Raw genomic sequence first — 17,208 nt, forward strand, 5'->3', positions numbered from 1 at the left:
CTGTCTGAATCCCCGCGGTGTCCCGGCGTTTTTCGCGAGCAAGCTCGCTCCTACAAGGTGATCTGCGTTGGGTGGGCGGTTTCGGCTAATATGCCCCCACTCGAACAAGAACAGGGCTTGCCGCGATCCATGTCGGAAAAAGACACCATCTCCATCCAACTGGTGCGTGAAGCACTGTTGCAAAGCTGCGCGCCAGGCATCGCCACGGACGAGGTGCTGATCAAGGTTGGCATCGACCCACAGCTGTTGAGCAACGCCGACGCCCGTGTTCCGGCCGCTGCCTATGCGCGCCTGTGGCGGTTGCTGGCACGGCGCGGGGATGATGAGTTTTTTGGCATGGACCCACGCAAACTGAAATCCGGCAGCTTTGCGTTCCTGTGTCGCAGCGCCATGCTCCAGCCCAACGTGGCGGCGGGGCTGGCCAGCGGCCTGGCGTTCCTGTCGTTGATCCTCGAACACCTGCCGGCGCAGTTGGTGCATCAGCAAAGCCTGGCGGAAATCGTCCTGCTGGAGGACGACAAAGACCCGCGCCGGGCCTTCACCTATTTCACCTACTGGATGATCGTGCACGGCGTTGCCTGCTGGCTGGCAGGGCGGCGGATTCCGATTCTGGCGATCGAGCTGCGCTGTTCGAAACCGGATTTCTGCGATGACTATCAGGTGATGTTTTCCGAGAACCTGCGTTTCGACCGTCCGCGCACGCGGATGATTTTCTCCGCCGATTGTCTGGATTTGCCGATCAAGCGCAGCCCCGAGGAACTCAAGCGATTCCTGGCCCATGCACCGGCGAACATTCTGGTGAAATACCGCGATCCGCAGAGCCTGGCAAGCCGTATCAAACATGATCTGCGCCACCTGCCAGCCGAACACTGGCCGGAAACCGAAACCCTCGCGCAACGCCTGTGCATGTCGGCCTCAACCTTGCGCCGCCGACTGGCCGAAGAAGGGCAGACCTATCAAGGCCTCAAGGACGGCGTGCGCAAGGAACTGGCGATTGTCTGGCTGGCCGAGCCGGCGATCAGCTTCAGTGAAATCGCCACGCGGCTCGGGTTCGCCGACGTCAGTTCGTTCTACAAGGCGTTTCGCAAATGGTCGGGGTCAAATCCGGGGCATTACCGCAGCCTGATTCTCAATGACGTCGAGTGAGCCCGGCGACGCAATGACCATTCTTCACGGGTGATTTCGCGGATCTACGTCGGGGAAGTCCCGCTGGCAAATTGAATGGCATCGGTGCGGATCAAGTGCAGCCTTTCAACGGCTGCCAGTGATCGGCCTTGGCAGATTGAGCGTGCCACTGTCCACGAAACGCGTCGTGTTGAACACCCCGCCCGAGAGTTTGCCGTGCAGGATATAAGGCAGGTTGTCGAGTGTTTTCATCTGGCTGATGCCATAGGTCTGGCGGACCACCGAAAGCGCCGAAACGCTGACCGGCACGCTCACGACGGTGTCGGAAAAACGCCCGATTTCGCCCCGCTCATCGGTGACGCCAGAGGCGAATGGCTGGCCGTTGATGTCCAGGTCCAGGGCGACGCCGCTATAAATAAGGTTGATGTCATTGGGGTTCTGCACGCGGATTTTCACGGCAAAACGCACTTCCATGCCTTCACCTTGCAGGGGCTCGATACCCACGACGTTGACTTTCACCGGGTCTCTATAGGGCAGCGAGGAACAGGCGCTCAGGCAGAGCAGGAGGGAAATCAGGACCGCGTGGACGCTGCGCATGGACGTGCTCTCATCTGAAAAGGGCTGAACCGCCAGCGGCTCAGCCCTCGAGCCCGTCTAGCGGTTTGACTGTGCGACGACCGCAGCTTTTGCCGGTTCATCCCTGGCGGTCACGTCGGGGTTCTGCATCACCTGAAGCACGGAGGCCTCCGGATCGAATTCGTCTTCCTCCAGCTCGATGAATTCCTCAGGCAGGAAGATATTAAGAACGATAGCGCACAGCGCGCCGACGGTGATGGGCGATTCGAAAATGTTGTGCAGGGCCTTGGGCAGTTCGCGCAAGACTTCCGGCACGGCGGCCACACCCAGGCCCATGCCGAGCGAAATCGCCACGATCAGCATGTTGCGTCGGTGCAGGCCGGCCTCGGCGAGGATCTTGATCCCGGCCACGGCGACGGTGCCGAACATCACCAGCTCCGCGCCACCCAGCACCGGTTTCGGCATCAACTGCAGCACGGCCCCGATCATCGGGAACAGACCAAGCACCACCAGCAGGCCGGCAATGAAAAACGCCACGTAGCGACTGGCCACGCCCGTGAGCTGGATCACCCCGTTGTTCTGGGCGAAGGTCACCATCGGCATGCTGTTGAACACCGCCGCCATGGCCGAATTGAGGCCGTCGGCGAGCAGGCCGGACTTGATCCTTCGAATGTACACCGGGCCTTTGACCGGTTGCCGGGAGATCATCGAGTTGGCCGTGAGGTCACCTGCGGCCTCCAGCGGCGAAACGAGGAAAATCACCGCCACCGGAATGAACGCCACCCAATCGAAGGCGAATCCGTACTTGAATGGTACCGGTACACTCACCAGCGGGACTTCGGGCAGGCTGGTGAAATCCACTTGCCCCATGAGCCATGCCACCACGTAACCCAGGGTCAGGCCGATGACAATCGCGCCCAGGCGCAGAAACGGCACGTCCACCCGGTTCAACACCACGATGGTTCCCAGCACCAGCGCCGCCAGGGCCAGGTGACTGGCAGCACCCAGGTCCGGGGCGCCGAAGCCACCGGCGATGTCGGTCATGGCCACCTTGATCAGCGACAACCCCATCAGCGTGATGATCGTCCCGGTCACCACCGGGGTGATCAGCATGCGCAGTTTGCCGATGAACTGGCTCAACACCACTTCAATGAACGCGGCAAAAAAACACACGCCGAAGATGGTCGAGAGAATCTCGTCGGTGCCGCCGCCCCGGGCCTTGACCATGAAGCCGGCACTGAGAATCACGCTGATGAACGAGAAGCTGGTGCCTTGCAGGCACAACAGGCCGGAGCCCACCGGGCCGAAGCGCCGCGCCTGCACGAAGGTGCCCAGGCCGGAGACGAACAGCGCCATGCTGATCAGGTAAGGGATTTCGCTTTGCAACCCCAGGGCGCTGCCCATGATCAGCGTCGGGGTGATGATGCCGACGAAGCTCGCCAGCACATGTTGCAGGGCGGCGAAGACGGTGGCGGTCAGGTGCGGGCGGTCATCGAGGCCATAAATCAGATCATTGTGGCGTGGAGCAGGGGCTTTTTCGGAGGCGGTCATGGTGGTTTGCGTGCCAGAAGGCGGGCCGGGTCAGAAAATGGAGGCGCAGGATGCCAGAACCGCCCGGCCACGGCAAAAGAACCTCAAAAACAGTGGTTTACAGTCGTGGGGCGAGCACCTCGCCAACGCTGCGGCGTTTGGCGTGCAGTTGGCTGGCCTGGATCAACTGTTCGAGGTCCTCGGGTGTGACGTCATAGAACGCTTCCATATCGGCCAACGCCAGTTTCAGGTCTTCGGCGGTGATGGCCTGACGGTCGACCGGCGGGTGATCGGCGGGGATCATGACCCCCGGTTCGCTGGCACTTTTTGGGTAACGAATGCGCGTCAGGTTGTTATAGGCCAGGGCGCAGATCAGCATCGTCGCTGCGCTTAGCATTACCGGTTCAATGGCTTTCCAGCCCATGGCAATGGTGGCCGGATCGGCCAGTACCAGGGTCAGGGCCAATGCTCCGGCCGGTGGATGCAGGCACCGCAGCCAGCACATCAGGATCAACGCCATGCCAGCGGCCAGGCAAGCGCTACCCAGGGTTCGGCCCAGCACATGGGCCACCAGCAACGCAATCACCGCGGCGCTCAGGTAGCCGCCCAGAATTGACCAGGGTTGGGCGAGTGCTCCCGAAGACACGGCAAACAGCAGCACCGCCGACGCCCCCAGCGGGCCGATCAGGTGCTGGGCCACCTCAATGCCGAACACCTGGGCACAGAGCCACACGCTGAGCAGCGTTCCCAAGGCCATGCCAATGGCGGCGCGGCTCCATTCGGTAGGGCGGGTGTTGATGGCAGCGGGCAACCAGCGAGCAAGCATTTCGAGAAAAACTCCGGCAGAAAAAAGCGAGGCAAAAAAAAGGGCTTGGCTGGGATAACCAGAAAGCCCTTGAAGGTGTTCCAACTGTTGGGGGAGGAACGCGCACAGTGTGCCGTTCAATCCTGCTGCTGACAAATTCATATTAATGAGCTTTCAGTGCATTAATTTTGCTTTGAATGACCCCGTCGGCCGCTTATGTAGCACAGCAAACCACCCACGGCAGCGAGTGCACTCAAGGCATAAAACATCGTCGGTGCCGGGGTGTGCATCAACATGAAACCGCAAATCATCGGGCTCAACGCGCCGCCAAGCGCAGCAAGGTTTTGCGCGCCGTAGTAGCTGCCGCGCAGTTCTTCCGGAGCCAGGGTGTCGACGAAGAGAAACTCGGCCGGGTAAATGATGATTTCGCCGAGAGTGAAGATAAACATCGCCACGCACCAGCTCACCAGGCTGTCTGCCAGGCTGAAACCGATCAGCCCGAGGATGAACAGGCCGGTGCCGGCAACGATCCATTGCCGCAGTTGCTCGCGCTTGAGTAAGCGCCCGATCTGGTATTGCAGCAAGATCACGCTGATGGCGTTGCAGGCGAGCAGGGCGGCCATGATTTCCATGGTGTGGCGGGGATTGCTGACCACCAGCAGGTACTGCGACAGGTAAAACGTAAATCGCCCGTGCACTACCGTGCTGAGCAGGCAACCTGCGGTGAACGTGATCAGGGTGCGGTCGTTTTTCAGGGTGACCAGGGTTTTGAGAAAACTCTGCGCTTGACCGGTCAGAGAAACACTGGCCGGGCCCCCGGGAATACTGGTCATCAAGAAAATACTGAAAAAAGCGATGGCCGCGGCCACCAGGAACGGTGCGCTCGCAAAGACGCCGGCGATCAATACACCGAGCATCGGCCCGACAGCGTAGCCAATGTTGGTCAGTGTGTAGCTCAGGGAAAACGCCTTGGCGCGCTGACCCACCGCAAGGTTGTCACTGAGGATCGCTTTCGAACCGATCAAGAACAGCGATGAGGCGGTTTCGGTGACGATCAGGGTGATTGTTGTCAGGTAAAGGTTTTCAGCAAAGGTCAGCAACACCAGGCCGATAGCACTGGACGCCATCGAGAGAATAAGCAATCGGCGTTTTTCGAAGCGATCGATGATGTAGCCGCCGTAGAGTGAGAGCAGGGTGGCGACGAACACCGCGATGCCGAGCAGCAAACCAACGTCCTGCTGGTTCAGGCCAAGCTTGTCACTGACGAACAGAGTGAGCAGCGGGCTGGTAATGGCGCGACTGACGACGATGGTCAGCGAGCAGATCAGCAGGCGGCGGATCAGAGGGGAGTAGGTGGTCACGGCGTGAATGTCCTTATTCGATCGGGCCGGCATCAGCCCGATCATGGGCGCTACTCTAACAGTCGGACGATTCGATTGTTGCCACGGGATTTACTTGAGGTGCAGCAGCACGAAATCATTCTTGTCGAAACGCCCGCTCAGTACGGGCGGCAATGCACCAATAGCCGTGCCTTGCAATGTCTCGTACGCGTTCAGGTCCATCATCAGCCACGCCGGGCCCTGCAGGGCTTCAAGTTCTGCGGGGGAGTCGGTGAAAACCGGGTGCAGTTCCTGCGGGATATTGACCATGAATTTGATGGCCTTCGCATCTTTGCCCATGCCGTGCATAACCAGCGGTGCCGGGGCTTCTTGCACCCGTTCAAACACCTCGTGGCTGAAGGTCCGGGTATCGTAGAGCTGTCGTTGAACAGGCTCGAATTGCAGGATGTAGAACGACCAGAGTGCCAGGACCGCGCAAAGGGCCAGTGCCTCTGTTCGCCAGCGGGGCTGCTTGAGCGCTGCCACAGCGATCACTTGCAGCACACCGAGAATAATGAACAACGAAGTGAGGTGAGCCACTTCATCGGGAAATTTTCGTCGCACAACCAGCAAGGTCACGATCAGCAACCCTGGGATCAGCAGCCACAGTCCCTGCATCAACCTGCGCAGCCAGGCAAACAATCGACCCTGTGTGGCGTAGAACGGATAGGCCGCCACGATTGCCGCCATGGGCAGCATCGGCAGCAGGTAGCGGGCTTTTTTCGCCTGAGGGATCGAGAGGCCGATCATCACGATCAGTCCGGCGGCGACGCAGTATTGCAGCAGGCGCAATGCCGGGCCGGTTTCCCGGCGGCCGGAGACTCCGACCGCCAACAGCGCCAGCACCGCCAAGGGCCAGGCCAATGCGTAATTACCTACCGAACTGGTGAAGTAATACAGCAAATCGTTGGAACCCTCGGTGCCGTCCATGCGCCCCATGAACTGCATGCGAATCACGTCCTGCAAGAAGTCCGGGCCGCCGCTGACGTCCGCCAGCCACAGCAACAGTCCAACGCACAGCGCCAGCAGCGCCGATGCCAGCAATCCGAAGACAATCAGGCGTCGCCATTGGCGATCGACCAGAAAATAGCTGCAGAGCATCCCCGTAGGAATGACCAGGCCGATTGGCCCGCGAATCCAGAAGCCCAGCATCAGCAAGGCAAAGATCAGAACGTGGCGGCGCGGCGCCGCGAAGTGATCGGCGGCATAGCCCAGGTAGAACACGCTGAACGACACGGCTGCCAGCATCAGGTCGAGGGAAACCGCGCGGGTTTCCGTGATGAAGGTGTTGGTCAGCAGCATCAAGGCGATGCTCAGCAATGCCCAGCGCGTGGAATAGGGCGCCAGCAGGCGGTACATCAATGTGACGATGATCGCTGCGGCGATGGCGCTTGGCAGCCACGCGGTCAGGCTGGTGACCTGGCCGAATGGCAGTGAAAGCAGCCAGATGAATATCGTAGAAAGTCCCGAATAGTCTGCGTAGGGCTGGCCATAGGTCGTTGGAAAAAACGACGGCCCATTGCGCAGCATCTCCTGGGCGAACAGCACGAAGCGCGAATCGAAACCGATGGCGGCCTGCTGATACATCCCGGCGCAGAACAACAACAGCGCCAACAGACCCAGCGCGAGGGACTGTTGGCGGATGTGAGGGATCATGAGGTTCAGGCGACCACTGATTCGGCTGACCATTGCTGGTAAGGCATCGGCAATTTGCGCGATTCGCCCCGGCCGATCGGGAAGTAGGTGAAACCGATGCGTGCCAGGCGGTCGGCGTCGTACAGGTTACGGCCGTCGAAGATCACCGGCGCATTGAGCCGCTGCTGGATCAGCTCGAAGTCCGGAGCCTTGAACTGTTGCCATTCGGTGCAGATGATCAGTGCATCGGCACCGGACAGGACCGACTCAGGCGTGCCCATGAGCATCAGTTTCGATTCATCGGGATACAGCTTCTGGGTTTCCTGCATGGCTTCCGGATCGAACGCACGGACATTCGCCCCGGCGGCCCACAACGATTCCAGCAACACCCGGCTTGGAGCATCGCGCATGTCGTCGGTGTTCGGTTTGAACGCCAGACCCCACAAGGCAAAGGTCCTGCCACGCAAGTCGCCCTTGTAGAACGCGTTGATGCGCTCGAACAGTTTGTGTTTCTGCCGCTCGTTGATGGCTTCCACCGCTTGCAGCAGGTCGCTGGAGCAATGTGCCTCTTCGGCGCTGTGGATCAGGGCGCGCATATCCTTGGGGAAGCATGAGCCACCGTAGCCGCAACCGGGGTAGATGAAGTGGTAACCGATGCGCGAGTCGGCCCCGATGCCCAGGCGTACCGATTCGATGTCGGCCCCCAGGTGTTCAGCCAGCTCGGCGATCTGGTTGATGAAGCTGATCTTGGTCGCCAGCATGCAGTTGGCGGCGTACTTGGTCAGTTCGGCACTGCGCAGGTCCATGAACATGATGCGCTCATGATTGCGGTTGAATGGCGAGTACAGGTCACGCATCACGTCACGTACTTCATCGCGTTCACAGCCTACGACGATACGGTCCGGGCGTCGGCAGTCGGAAACGGCCGAACCTTCTTTCAGGAATTCCGGGTTGGAGACGATATCGAACTGCAATACACGCCCGGCATTGAGCAGGCATTTGTCGATGTGTGCACGCAAGGCATCGCCGGTGCCGACCGGGACGGTGGATTTTTCCACCAGGATCGCCGGTTGCTCGCGATGCCGTGCCACGGCTTCGCCCACCGACATCACGTAGCGCAAATCCGCTGAACCGTCGTCCCGGGACGGAGTACCGACCGCGATGAACAGTACCTGTCCGTGCTGGACCGCGAATTTTTCGTCACTGGTGAACTGCAACCGCTTGGCGTCGAGGCCTTCGCGTACCAGGCTTGCCAGCCCGGGTTCGAAAATACTCACGTGGCCCTGCTTGAGCAATTCGACTTTTTTCTCGTCAACGTCCATGCAGACCACGTCGTGGCCGACCTCCGCCAATACCGCTGCCTGCACCAGGCCAACATAACCGCTACCAAATACACTTATTTTCATGGGGCACTCCTTAATTCAGGCGCACGAGCAGGTCGAGAATTGATGGTAATGACGCCGAGGATGACCAATGCCACTCCAAGGCTTTTTGTAAGACTGAACGTTTCGTTGAACAGCGGCAGACTGGCGGCCAGCAGGTACACCAGCGCGTAGCTGATGCTCAGCAACGAGTAGGCTCGGCCCAGTGGCAGGTCCCGCAGGGCGGCGAGCCAGCAAAGCATCGACAAGGCATAGGCGCAGATGGCCACTAGCACCACGGCAACGGCCGTCAGGTCGATGTGAGCGGTGAGCCATTGTTCGGGTTGCGGCAGGTGACTCATGCTCCAGCGCATGCCCAATTGGGCGGCGCTGACCAGCAACACGCTGCCCAGTGCGAAGGTAATACCTCGACTCAGATTCATGTGTGTTGCCCCAGCAATGCCACGCCACCGATCACCAGCGCCACACCCAGCCAGTGACGGCGGTCGATGGTTTCGTGGAACACGAAACGTGCAACCAGGGTGATCAGCACGAAGTTCAGGCTGAGCATCGGGTAGGCAATCCCGACTTCCAGGCGTTGCAGCACCAGCAGCCATACCAGCAGGCCCAGTCCCAAAGAGGCGAGGGCCAGCCAAAGCCAGGGCGAACGCAGTTTGTCCATCCACCCGGAGGCTTTGCCGCGCCAGCTTTCCACCGCATATTTCTGGGCGATCTGGCCCAGGCAGGTCAGCAGGCAGGCGACCAGTAGCAATAGCAGGCTCATAGCGTCGCCTGAGGGATAATCAAAATCACCAGGTTGCCTTGTTCGTAGCGCTTGCCCTCTTTGGGCAATTGATCAAGTTCGCGCAGCTCTTCCTCGCCCTTGACCCGCATGACGACACCCACCGAGCCAAGCTGGAGAGCATCGTGCATCCACTGTTGCACCTGTTCGGGGCCAACGCGCTGCTTGAGCGAGTCAGGATAGGCAAGGCCGTATTTCAATTCGCCTATCGTGTTGAAAAAAGCCACTTCCGGCCGTTTCACCCGCCAGGACAACGCCGACGCTGCACCCAGGTCGTTGCTCAACAACTTCGCGGTCTGGCCGAGTTCCTGGGCGTGATCGAGGATGAATTGGTCAGGGGTTTTGTTGGCGACTACGGAATTGGGCAATCCGGCAGGCACCAGGCCGATGAGCAACAGGCTGCCAAAAGCCGGGGCTGCCCAGCACTGCAACGGGCGGAAGGCCTGCAGCAGGTTGGCCATGATCCAGCCGATCAAACCGATGAACACCAACACCAGGTTGTGCAGTTCATGATCGTAAATCGGCTTTTTCAGTTGCAGATAAACCAGGGCCAGCAGAGTGACCACGCCCACCACCAGATTCAGCAGGCCGTTGATGCCAAGGGCTCGACCTTGCTCCAGCTTCAATCGGTCGGCCAGTGCATGGCCGAGCAACAATGCCAGAGGTAACAGGCATGGCAGGATGTAGGCAGGCAGTTTGCCCTTGCTCAGGCTGAAGAAGAACAACGGCATCCACAGCCACAGCAGCAGGAATGCGATATCGGACTGGCGTCGGGTCTGCCAGGCTTGCTTCAGCGCTGGCGGCAGCAATGCAACCCATGGCATGCTGAAAGCCACCAGCAGCGGCAGGTAGTACCACCACGGCGCGTCATGCTGGGCGTCGTCCCCGGCAAAACGGCGGATATGTTCGTGCCAGAAGAAAAACCGCCAATAGTCAGGCTCTTGGGCATGCACCGCCAGGGCCCATGGCAGGCTGACGGCGATGGCGACCACGACCGCCACCGGGCCGTAGACCAGCAGTTCACGCCAGCGTTTTTGCCAGATCATCCAGGGCAGGGCGATCAGCACCGGCAGCAACCAGGCCAGGAAGCCCTTGGTCATGAAACCCATGCCGCAGGCCAGTCCCAGCACCGCCCACGCGATCAGGCGCTGACCGCGGCCGACGCTGTCCAGTGCAAACCACAGGGCCACCAGGCTCAGGTTGACCCAGAACGTGAATTGCGGATCGAGGTTGGCATACCCCGCCGAAGCGGCAATGACCGAGAAGCTCATGTACAGCAGCGCGCAAGCGAAACTCTTGCGCGGTTCGTTCCACATCCGGCGGGCGACCAGGTAGCACAGCAACACGCTCAAACCGGTGCTCAGTGCCGAGGCGAAGCGCACCCCGAAGAGGTTCTGGCCGAACAGCGCCTGACCGATGGCAATCATCCAGTAGCCGGCTGCGGGTTTTTCGAAATAGCGCACGTCCATGAAATGCGGCGACACCCAGTTGCCGCTCAGGAGCATGCCCTGGCTGATCTGGGCGTAGCGGGTTTCGTCGGGAATCCATAAGCCATGACTGCCCAGTGGCAGCAGGTAGGCCAGCGCCACCATGGCCAGCAATATCGGCAAAGCCCAGCGTTTGCTCATGCGCCTTGCACTCCCAGCCAGCCTTCGCGACCTTCGAGCGCACCGCGTACCACGCGGCCGATCGGCAAACTGTCAGGGGCCTCGGGCAACAAGTCGCCCAAGGGTTGAAAACGGATGTCCCGCTGATGTGCATCGCTCAGCAGTTGACGGAAATCGTTAGCCATCAGAATCCCTTCTACCTCGGCATGGATCGTGTAGACATTGAGTTTTTCCGGGGTGAACCGGTCCAGGATGAACGTGTTGAAATCCTTGGCGGCGACAGTCGGCCCGACCACCTCATCGAAGGTCGGCAGGTCTACCGGTATTTGTGGCGCGCCCAGGCGACCATAGGCCAATCGTGGCTGGAACAGGCTCAGGCCGCGACAATCGCTGTTGTAGCGAAAGCCGAAACCCTGCTTGGCTTCGATCACGCGCTCGTCGGCACGCCAGCCAGCGGACGCCGAGCAGGTGATCTTTTCCCCGAGAATGTCGCTGAGGGTGTCCACGCCACGGCGTATCTGTTCGACCAGTTGTGCGTCGCTCCAGCGCCCGGCGTTGGCTTGCCAGCCATGGTGATCCCAGGCGTGCAGGCCAACCTCATGCCCGGCATCCCGGGCCTGGCGCATCAAGTGCCCCAGGTCGCGGCCGATCGGTTTTCCGGGCCATGCGGTGCCGGCCAGCAGAATGTCCCAGCCATACAGGCCGGCTGCGTTGGACCGGAGCATTTTCCAGAGAAACTGTGGACGGATGAGGCGCCACAAGTGGCGCCCCATGTTGTCCGGCCCGACACTGAAGAAGAACGTCGCCTTGACCTGAGCTTCATCAAGGATTTCCAGCAGCCGGGGCACCCCTTCACGGGTACCCCGGTAGGTGTCGACATCGATCCGCAGTCCTGCCTGCATCAGCGCTTGTCCGCGATTTCGAGCATGGCTTCACGCAGGAAGAAGTCCAGGGTGTTGCCGATGGTTTCACTCATCTCCACGGTTGGCGTCCAGTCCAGCAGGCGCTTGGCGTTGGCGATACTTGGCTTGCGGTGCGACACGTCCTGGTAACCGGTGCCGTAGAACGCCTTGCTTTCGATGTCGCGGAAACCGGCGAACGGAGGGAAGTTGGCGCGCAGCGGGTGAGCTTCGAACTGACGCAGCAGCTCTTCGCCCAACTGACGGATGCTGGCTTCGTTTTCCGGGTTGCCGATGTTGATGATCTGGCCGTTGCAGACATCGTTGTCGTTGTCGATGATCCGTGCCAGCGCTTCCACACCGTCGGCGATGTCGGTGAAGCAGCGTTTTTGCTCACCACCGTCGAACAGGCGAATCGGCGTACCTTCCACCAGGTTCAGGATCAACTGGGTGATCGCGCGGGAGCTGCCGATACGGGCGGAATCCAGGCGATCCAGGCGTGGTCCCATCCAGTTGAACGGACGGAACAGGGTGAAGTTCAGACCCTTCTGGCCATAAGCCCAGATCACGCGGTCCAGCAGTTGCTTGGAGACCGAGTAGATCCAGCGCTGTTTGTTGATCGGACCGACCACCAGGTTGGAGCTGTCTTCGTCGAAGTTGGGGTCCTGGCACATGCCGTAGACTTCCGAAGTCGACGGGAAGATCACGCGCTTGTTGTACTTGACGCAGTAGCGAACCAGTTTCAGGTTTTCTTCGAAGTCCAGCTCGAATACACGCAGCGGGTTACGGGTGTATTCGATTGGCGTCGCGATGGCAACCAGCGGCAGCACCACGTCGCACTTCTTGATGTGGTACTCGATCCACTCGGAGTGGATGCTGATGTCGCCTTCGACGAAGTGGAAGTTCGGGTGGCTGCGCAGGCGCTCGATGGCATCCGAACCGATATCCAGGCCGTAGACTTCGTAGCGGTCGTCGCGCAGCAGGCGCTCGGACAAGTGGTTGCCGATGAAGCCGTTGACGCCGAGGATCAGCACGCGAGTGCGACGCGGAGCACGACCGGATTCGGCACCGCGCAAGACGGAACCGTCCACCAGGCCCAGTTCGTTGGCCAGTTGCGGGCCGCTCAGGTACAGGCCGTTGTCGTTGCGCTGGCCGGCATTGATGATCAGCGAGTCTTCACCGCAGGCGATGCGCAACGGGTCGACGCTGATGACGCGGCCCGGTGCCAGGCCTTCGTTGCCCTTGGCGACTTCGGCGCTCCAGACAATCAGCTTGTGCTCGCCCACCGCGCAGAAGGCGCCCGGATATGGCTGGGTCACGGCGCGGACCAGGTTGAACAGTTCTTCGGCCGGTTTGGCCCAGACCAGTTTGCCGTCAGCCGGGGTGCGACGGCCGAACACCGTGGCTTTGGATTCGTCTTGCGGGGTTTCGCCGGCCTTGCCTTGCAGCAGCGCCGGCAAGGTGTCGCGCAGCAGGTCAGAGGCGGCCAGGCGCAGTTTGCCGTGCAGGCTCAGCGCGGTGTCGCTGCGCTCGATCGCAACCTTTTGCTGGGCAACGATGGCGCCCGCATCGGCACGCTTGACCATGCGGTGCAGAGTCACGCCGGTTTCCGTTTCGCCGTTGACCAGCACCCAGTTGGCCGGTGCGCGACCACGGTAGCGTGGCAGCAGGGAACCGTGCAGGTTGAACGCGCCTTTACGGGCCGTGGCCAGCAGCGTTTCGCTCAGCAGGTTACGGTAGTAGAAGGAGAAAATGTAGTCGGGATCGAGCTTGGCGATACGCTCGATCCACAACGGATGGTTGGCATCTTCCGGTGCATGCACGGCAATGCCGTGGCGGGCGCACAGCTGTGCGACGGAGCCGTAGAACGCGTTTTCCTTCGGATCGTCGGCGTGGGTGAACACCGCAGCGATCTCGAAACCGGAGGAGAGCAGGGATTCGATGCCGGCACAGCCAATATCGTGATAGGCGAAGACAACAGCTTTTGCACTCATGAAGGAACCTGATCTGAAGAAGTGGAAGTAAGGCCGTCGACGGTAACAACGGAAGCGGGGGAGGCGGGCTGGCTACGCAGCACCTTTTCAATGAAGAAGCGCGGACGTGCGCGCACGTCGCTGTACATGCGGCCCAGGTATTCACCCAGCAGACCCATGCCGATGAATTGTCCACCGGTGAAGACGAACAGTACGGCGAACAGTACGAAGGTACCGCCACCGGCCCAGCCGGCACCGAACACCAGGCGCAGCAGGATCAAGGCCATGGCGAACAGCATGCCCAGGGCCGCCATGCCGACGCCGACGATGCTCAGCAGTCGCAGCGGCGTGGTGGTCATGCAGGTGACCAGGTCGAACATCAGGTTGATCAGGCGCATGGGGCTGTACTTGGAGTCGCCGTGTTCACGCTCGGCGTGGGTCACGAGGATTTCCGTGGTGTGGCGGGCAAAGCTGTTGGCCAGGATCGGAATGAAGGTGCTGCGTTCACGGCAGGCGAGCATGGCGTCGACGATGGTGCGGCGGTAGGCGCGCAGCATGCAGCCGTAGTCGCTCATGGCCACGCCGGTGGAACGTTGCACGGCAAGGTTGATCAGCTTCGATGGCCAGCGGCGCAAAGCCGAGTCCTGGCGGTTGTTGCGCACGGTCGCGACGACGTCGTAGCCGAGTTCAGCCTGTGCTACCAGCCGCGGGATTTCTTCGGGCGGGTTTTGCAGGTCGGCATCGAGGGTGATGACGACATCGCCCTTGCACTGTTCGAAACCGGCCATGATCGCCGCATGCTGGCCGTAGTTGCGGTTGAGGATCACCGCCACCACCGGGCTGCCTTCGCGGGAGGCGGCGTCTTCCAGGATCTGCGCGGAGTCATCTCGACTGCCGTCGTCGACCAGCACGATTTCATAGGCCTGGTGCAACTGCTGGCAAGCCGCTTCGGTGCGTCGGAGCAGTTCAGGCAGGCTGTCCTGTTCGTTGTAGACCGGAATGACGATCGAAACGAAGTTGATTGGGTAAGGTCTCAAAGGCTTCTGTCCATACAGTTTTCGATGGCACCGACGACGCGCTCGACATCATCGGTGGTCATGTCGGGGAACAACGGGATCGAACACAGCCGCGCCGAATTCCATTCGGTGTTGGGCAGGTACAGGTTGGGGTAACGCTGGCGGTAGTAAGTGTGCAGGTGCGTTGCAATGAAGTGAATACCGGTACCGACATTCTGTTCCTGGAGGGCTTTCATGAACGCTTCGCGATCCAGCCCGCACTGCTCGGCGTCGATGCGCAGGATGAACAGGTGCCAGGCATGTTTTTGCGAATAGGCAGGGACGGTCAGCGGTTGAACCGGCAAACCTTCCAGGCGCTGCAGGTAGGTCTGGGCCAGTTGAGTGCGTTTGGCGTTGATTTCGTCCAGGCGTTCCAGTTGCACCAGTGCGATGGCCGCGTTGATGTCGGCCAGGTTGTACTTGAAGCCGGGTTCGACCACCTGGGCCTGGGGCTTGCGGCCATGGGTCAAGCGGTCGTAGGCATCGACCCCGAGCCCGTGAAACTTGAGCATGCGTACCCGCGAGGCCAGGGCTTCATCGTCACTGACGAACATCGCGCCTTCGGCGCAGGTCATGTTCTTGATCGCGTGGAACGAAAAGATCGCCGTGCCTTTGGCGCCGACGTGACGACCTTTGTAGAGAGTACCGGCGGCGTGCGCGGCGTCTTCGATCACGGCAATGCCGTGTTTGTCGGCCAGCGCGTAGAGTGGATCGAGATCGAATGCCGCACCGGCGTAATGCACCGGGATGATGGCTTTGGTACGCGGCGTGATCGCTGCTTCGATAGTGGCCGCGTCGGTCATCAGCGTGTCGCGGTCGACGTCGACGAACACCGGCGTGGCACCCAGCAGGGTGATCATGTTGGCGGTGGACACCCAGGTCTGCGACGGCGTAATGACTTCATCGCCGGGCCCGATGCCCAATGCCAGCAGGGTGATATGCATTCCGCCGGTGGCCGAGGACAGTGCCACGGCATGTCGGCAACCGACGTAGTTGGCGAAGTGTTCTTCCAGTGCCTGGTTTTTCGGACCGGTAGTGATCCACCCGGAGCGCAATACTTGCTCTACGGCAGCGATTTCTTCGTCGCCGATGCTGGGACGGGAGAAAGGGAGAAACGCCTGACTCATGGGCACCTCAGGGGCTGAAAACGTAAATAGCCTTTGAGGCTAAAAGGGATCCAAAAATCAGCATAGACGCTAAATCAGAATCTGCATCAAATCAACCAGTTACTGGATGGAGGTGAAAAACTGCATCAGTTGACTTTTTTTGTCATGGCCGGCAGGTTGGGCAGCCATTTGGCTTGCGCCGATTTTATGGAAGGTTATGCCGAATTTTGTGAAAGGAACATGAAAAAACGGTTGGGGAATCGTTTATCTGAAAGCTATTAAGCCGCTGTTCAGACTTCCACCGTTTATGGTGTTTTTTAGGAAAAGTCCTACAGCAATAATGTCTTTTACATGATTGTTATTTTACTTCTTAGTTGTTTCATTGAACTGTTTTCACTCAAGGCCGTTTCGTTTGATTGACTTACCTGTAACTGATTCACGCACACCCCTCACCAATCCGCTGACCCTGTATCTGGCGCGACTGGCGCCGTCCAGCCAACTGACCATGCGTTACGTGCTGCAGGATGCCGCCGACCGCCTGGGCTTCGAAGACCACGATATCGAGGAAATACCCTGGCACAACTTGCAGCCCGAAGACGTGATCGCACTGGTGGCCACTTTGCGTTCCGACGGTTATGCGCCCAACACGTCCTCGCTGTATGTCAACGCGGTGCGTGGGGTGATGAACGAAGCGTGGCGTATGAGCCTGATCTCCCAGGAACATCTGTTGAAGATGCGTACGGTGAAGGGCATGGCCGGTACACGGCTGTCCCAGGGGCGCAATCTCAGGCGGACGCTGATTCAGGAACTGATGGCGGTCTGCGCCGCCGACCCGAGGCCGCAAGGCCTGCGGGATGCCGCGATCATCGGGATACTGTACGGCTCGGGGATGCGCAAGTCCGAATCGGTGAACCTGGAGTTGAATCAGGTCGATTTCACCGAGCGCAGCCTGCGGGTGACGGCCAAGGGCAACAAACAGTTGATCAAGTACGCCCCGGCCTGGGCCTTCGCCAAGCTTGAAGCCTGGCTTGAGCTGCGCCGTTCGTTGCTCAAGGAAGGAGAATCGGATGACCCGTTCCTGTTCAACCGCATCCGCCGTGGCAGCCATATCACCCGTGAGCGCATCACCAAACATGCGATCTACTACATCGCCCGGCAACGGGGCGCGCAGGTCGGGGTGAAAATCATGCCCCACGATTTCCGGCGTTCGTTCATAACCCGGGTGATCGAAGAGCATGACCTGTCGATTGCGCAGAAACTGGCACACCACAGCAACATCCAGACCACGGCCAACTACGATGTGCGCGACGACAACGAGCGGCGTCGGGCGGTGGACCGATTCGATCTGTGACCGA

15 protein-coding genes are annotated in these 17,208 nt (G+C 60.2%); 2 read left to right on the forward strand and 13 right to left on the reverse strand.

Annotated elements, in window-relative coordinates; genetic code table 11:
• Positions 1-129 precede the first annotated feature (129 nt).
• Positions 130-1,146 (forward strand): AraC family transcriptional regulator, encoded by a 1,017-nt coding sequence (locus ACCD00_RS18560; protein WP_413426739.1) that lies wholly within the window; start codon positions 130-132, stop codon positions 1,144-1,146.
• Positions 1,147-1,251: 105 nt separating this feature from the next.
• On the opposite strand, the gene ACCD00_RS18565 is transcribed toward ACCD00_RS18560, so the two are convergent.
• From ACCD00_RS18565 to arnB, 13 genes are all read right to left on the reverse strand, one after another.
• Positions 1,252-1,722, reverse strand: coding sequence for an LEA type 2 family protein (locus ACCD00_RS18565; RefSeq protein WP_413426671.1), 471 nt, complete (start codon positions 1,720-1,722; stop codon positions 1,252-1,254).
• A gap of 57 nt (positions 1,723-1,779) precedes the next feature.
• Positions 1,780-3,252, reverse strand: a complete 1,473-nt coding sequence (locus tag ACCD00_RS18570; RefSeq protein WP_413426673.1) for a nucleobase:cation symporter-2 family protein — start codon at positions 3,250-3,252, stop codon at positions 1,780-1,782.
• A gap of 97 nt (positions 3,253-3,349) precedes the next feature.
• Entirely contained in the window at positions 3,350-4,057 is a 708-nt protein-coding gene (locus ACCD00_RS18575; protein ID WP_413426675.1) for an HPP family protein, read from the reverse strand.
• 161 nt (positions 4,058-4,218) lie between these two features.
• Complete coding sequence (locus ACCD00_RS18580) at positions 4,219-5,397, reverse strand: MFS transporter (RefSeq protein ID WP_413426740.1); 1,179 nt, start codon at positions 5,395-5,397, stop codon at positions 4,219-4,221.
• 90 nt (positions 5,398-5,487) lie between these two features.
• Positions 5,488-7,071 carry an ArnT family glycosyltransferase gene (locus tag ACCD00_RS18585; protein WP_413426677.1) on the reverse strand — a complete coding sequence of 528 codons (1,584 nt, stop codon included), beginning with the start codon at positions 7,069-7,071 and terminating at the stop codon, positions 5,488-5,490.
• 5 nt (positions 7,072-7,076) lie between these two features.
• The gene (locus ACCD00_RS18590) at positions 7,077-8,456 is read right to left on the reverse strand and encodes a UDP-glucose dehydrogenase family protein (protein WP_413426679.1); all 1,380 of its coding nucleotides are present in this window, start codon (positions 8,454-8,456) and stop codon (positions 7,077-7,079) included.
• Positions 8,453-8,854 carry a 4-amino-4-deoxy-L-arabinose-phosphoundecaprenol flippase subunit ArnF gene (gene arnF / locus ACCD00_RS18595; protein WP_057397666.1) on the reverse strand — a complete coding sequence of 134 codons (402 nt, stop codon included), beginning with the start codon at positions 8,852-8,854 and terminating at the stop codon, positions 8,453-8,455. Before arnF ends, ACCD00_RS18590 begins: the two co-directional genes overlap by 4 nt.
• Positions 8,851-9,195 (reverse strand): 4-amino-4-deoxy-L-arabinose-phosphoundecaprenol flippase subunit ArnE, encoded by a 345-nt coding sequence (gene arnE / locus ACCD00_RS18600; RefSeq protein ID WP_413426681.1) that lies wholly within the window; start codon positions 9,193-9,195, stop codon positions 8,851-8,853. The genes arnF and arnE overlap by 4 nt, the downstream gene beginning before the upstream one ends.
• Positions 9,192-10,841, reverse strand: a complete 1,650-nt coding sequence (gene arnT, locus ACCD00_RS18605) for a lipid IV(A) 4-amino-4-deoxy-L-arabinosyltransferase (protein WP_413426683.1) — start codon at positions 10,839-10,841, stop codon at positions 9,192-9,194. The genes arnE and arnT overlap by 4 nt, the downstream gene beginning before the upstream one ends.
• On the reverse strand, positions 10,838-11,722 hold the full coding sequence (gene arnD / locus ACCD00_RS18610; RefSeq protein ID WP_413426685.1) for a 4-deoxy-4-formamido-L-arabinose-phosphoundecaprenol deformylase: 885 nt from the start codon (positions 11,720-11,722) through the stop codon (positions 10,838-10,840). The genes arnT and arnD overlap by 4 nt, the downstream gene beginning before the upstream one ends.
• A complete protein-coding gene (gene arnA, locus ACCD00_RS18615) occupies positions 11,722-13,713 on the reverse strand; it encodes a bifunctional UDP-4-amino-4-deoxy-L-arabinose formyltransferase/UDP-glucuronic acid oxidase ArnA (RefSeq protein ID WP_413426687.1) in 1,992 nt (663 codons plus the stop codon). Before arnA ends, arnD begins: the two co-directional genes overlap by 1 nt.
• A complete protein-coding gene (arnC, locus tag ACCD00_RS18620; protein ID WP_413426689.1) occupies positions 13,710-14,729 on the reverse strand; it encodes an undecaprenyl-phosphate 4-deoxy-4-formamido-L-arabinose transferase in 1,020 nt (339 codons plus the stop codon). Before arnC ends, arnA begins: the two co-directional genes overlap by 4 nt.
• A complete protein-coding gene (gene arnB / locus ACCD00_RS18625; protein WP_413426691.1) occupies positions 14,726-15,874 on the reverse strand; it encodes a UDP-4-amino-4-deoxy-L-arabinose aminotransferase in 1,149 nt (382 codons plus the stop codon). The genes arnC and arnB overlap by 4 nt, the downstream gene beginning before the upstream one ends.
• Before the next feature lie 391 nt (positions 15,875-16,265).
• Here arnB and xerC point away from each other — a divergent pair, with 391 nt between their 5' ends.
• Positions 16,266-17,204, forward strand: a complete 939-nt coding sequence (gene xerC, locus ACCD00_RS18630; protein ID WP_413426693.1) for a tyrosine recombinase XerC — start codon at positions 16,266-16,268, stop codon at positions 17,202-17,204.
• The last annotated feature ends 4 nt before the right edge of the window (positions 17,205-17,208 follow it).

The organism is Pseudomonas sp. Pseusp3 (assembly GCF_047304225.1).
Lineage (GTDB): Bacteria > Pseudomonadota > Gammaproteobacteria > Pseudomonadales > Pseudomonadaceae > Aquipseudomonas > Aquipseudomonas fluorescens_CD.

What these genes read in the sequence shown, in the direction of transcription:
- ACCD00_RS18560 (WP_413426739.1), top strand. Translation starts at nt 130, where the DNA reads ATGTCGGAAAAAGACACCATCTCCATCCAACTGGTGCGTGAAGCACTG.
- ACCD00_RS18565 (WP_413426671.1), bottom strand. Translation starts at nt 1,722, where the DNA reads ATGCGCAGCGTCCACGCGGTCCTGATTTCCCTCCTGCTCTGCCTGAGC.
- ACCD00_RS18570 (WP_413426673.1), bottom strand. Translation starts at nt 3,252, where the DNA reads ATGACCGCCTCCGAAAAAGCCCCTGCTCCACGCCACAATGATCTGATT.
- ACCD00_RS18575 (WP_413426675.1), bottom strand. Translation starts at nt 4,057, where the DNA reads ATGCTTGCTCGCTGGTTGCCCGCTGCCATCAACACCCGCCCTACCGAA.
- ACCD00_RS18585 (WP_413426677.1), bottom strand. Translation starts at nt 7,071, where the DNA reads ATGATCCCTCACATCCGCCAACAGTCCCTCGCGCTGGGTCTGTTGGCG.
- ACCD00_RS18590 (WP_413426679.1), bottom strand. Translation starts at nt 8,456, where the DNA reads ATGAAAATAAGTGTATTTGGTAGCGGTTATGTTGGCCTGGTGCAGGCA.
- arnF (WP_057397666.1), bottom strand. Translation starts at nt 8,854, where the DNA reads ATGAATCTGAGTCGAGGTATTACCTTCGCACTGGGCAGCGTGTTGCTG.
- arnE (WP_413426681.1), bottom strand. Translation starts at nt 9,195, where the DNA reads ATGAGCCTGCTATTGCTACTGGTCGCCTGCCTGCTGACCTGCCTGGGC.
- arnT (WP_413426683.1), bottom strand. Translation starts at nt 10,841, where the DNA reads ATGAGCAAACGCTGGGCTTTGCCGATATTGCTGGCCATGGTGGCGCTG.
- arnD (WP_413426685.1), bottom strand. Translation starts at nt 11,722, where the DNA reads ATGCAGGCAGGACTGCGGATCGATGTCGACACCTACCGGGGTACCCGT.
- arnA (WP_413426687.1), bottom strand. Translation starts at nt 13,713, where the DNA reads ATGAGTGCAAAAGCTGTTGTCTTCGCCTATCACGATATTGGCTGTGCC.
- arnB (WP_413426691.1), bottom strand. Translation starts at nt 15,874, where the DNA reads ATGAGTCAGGCGTTTCTCCCTTTCTCCCGTCCCAGCATCGGCGACGAA.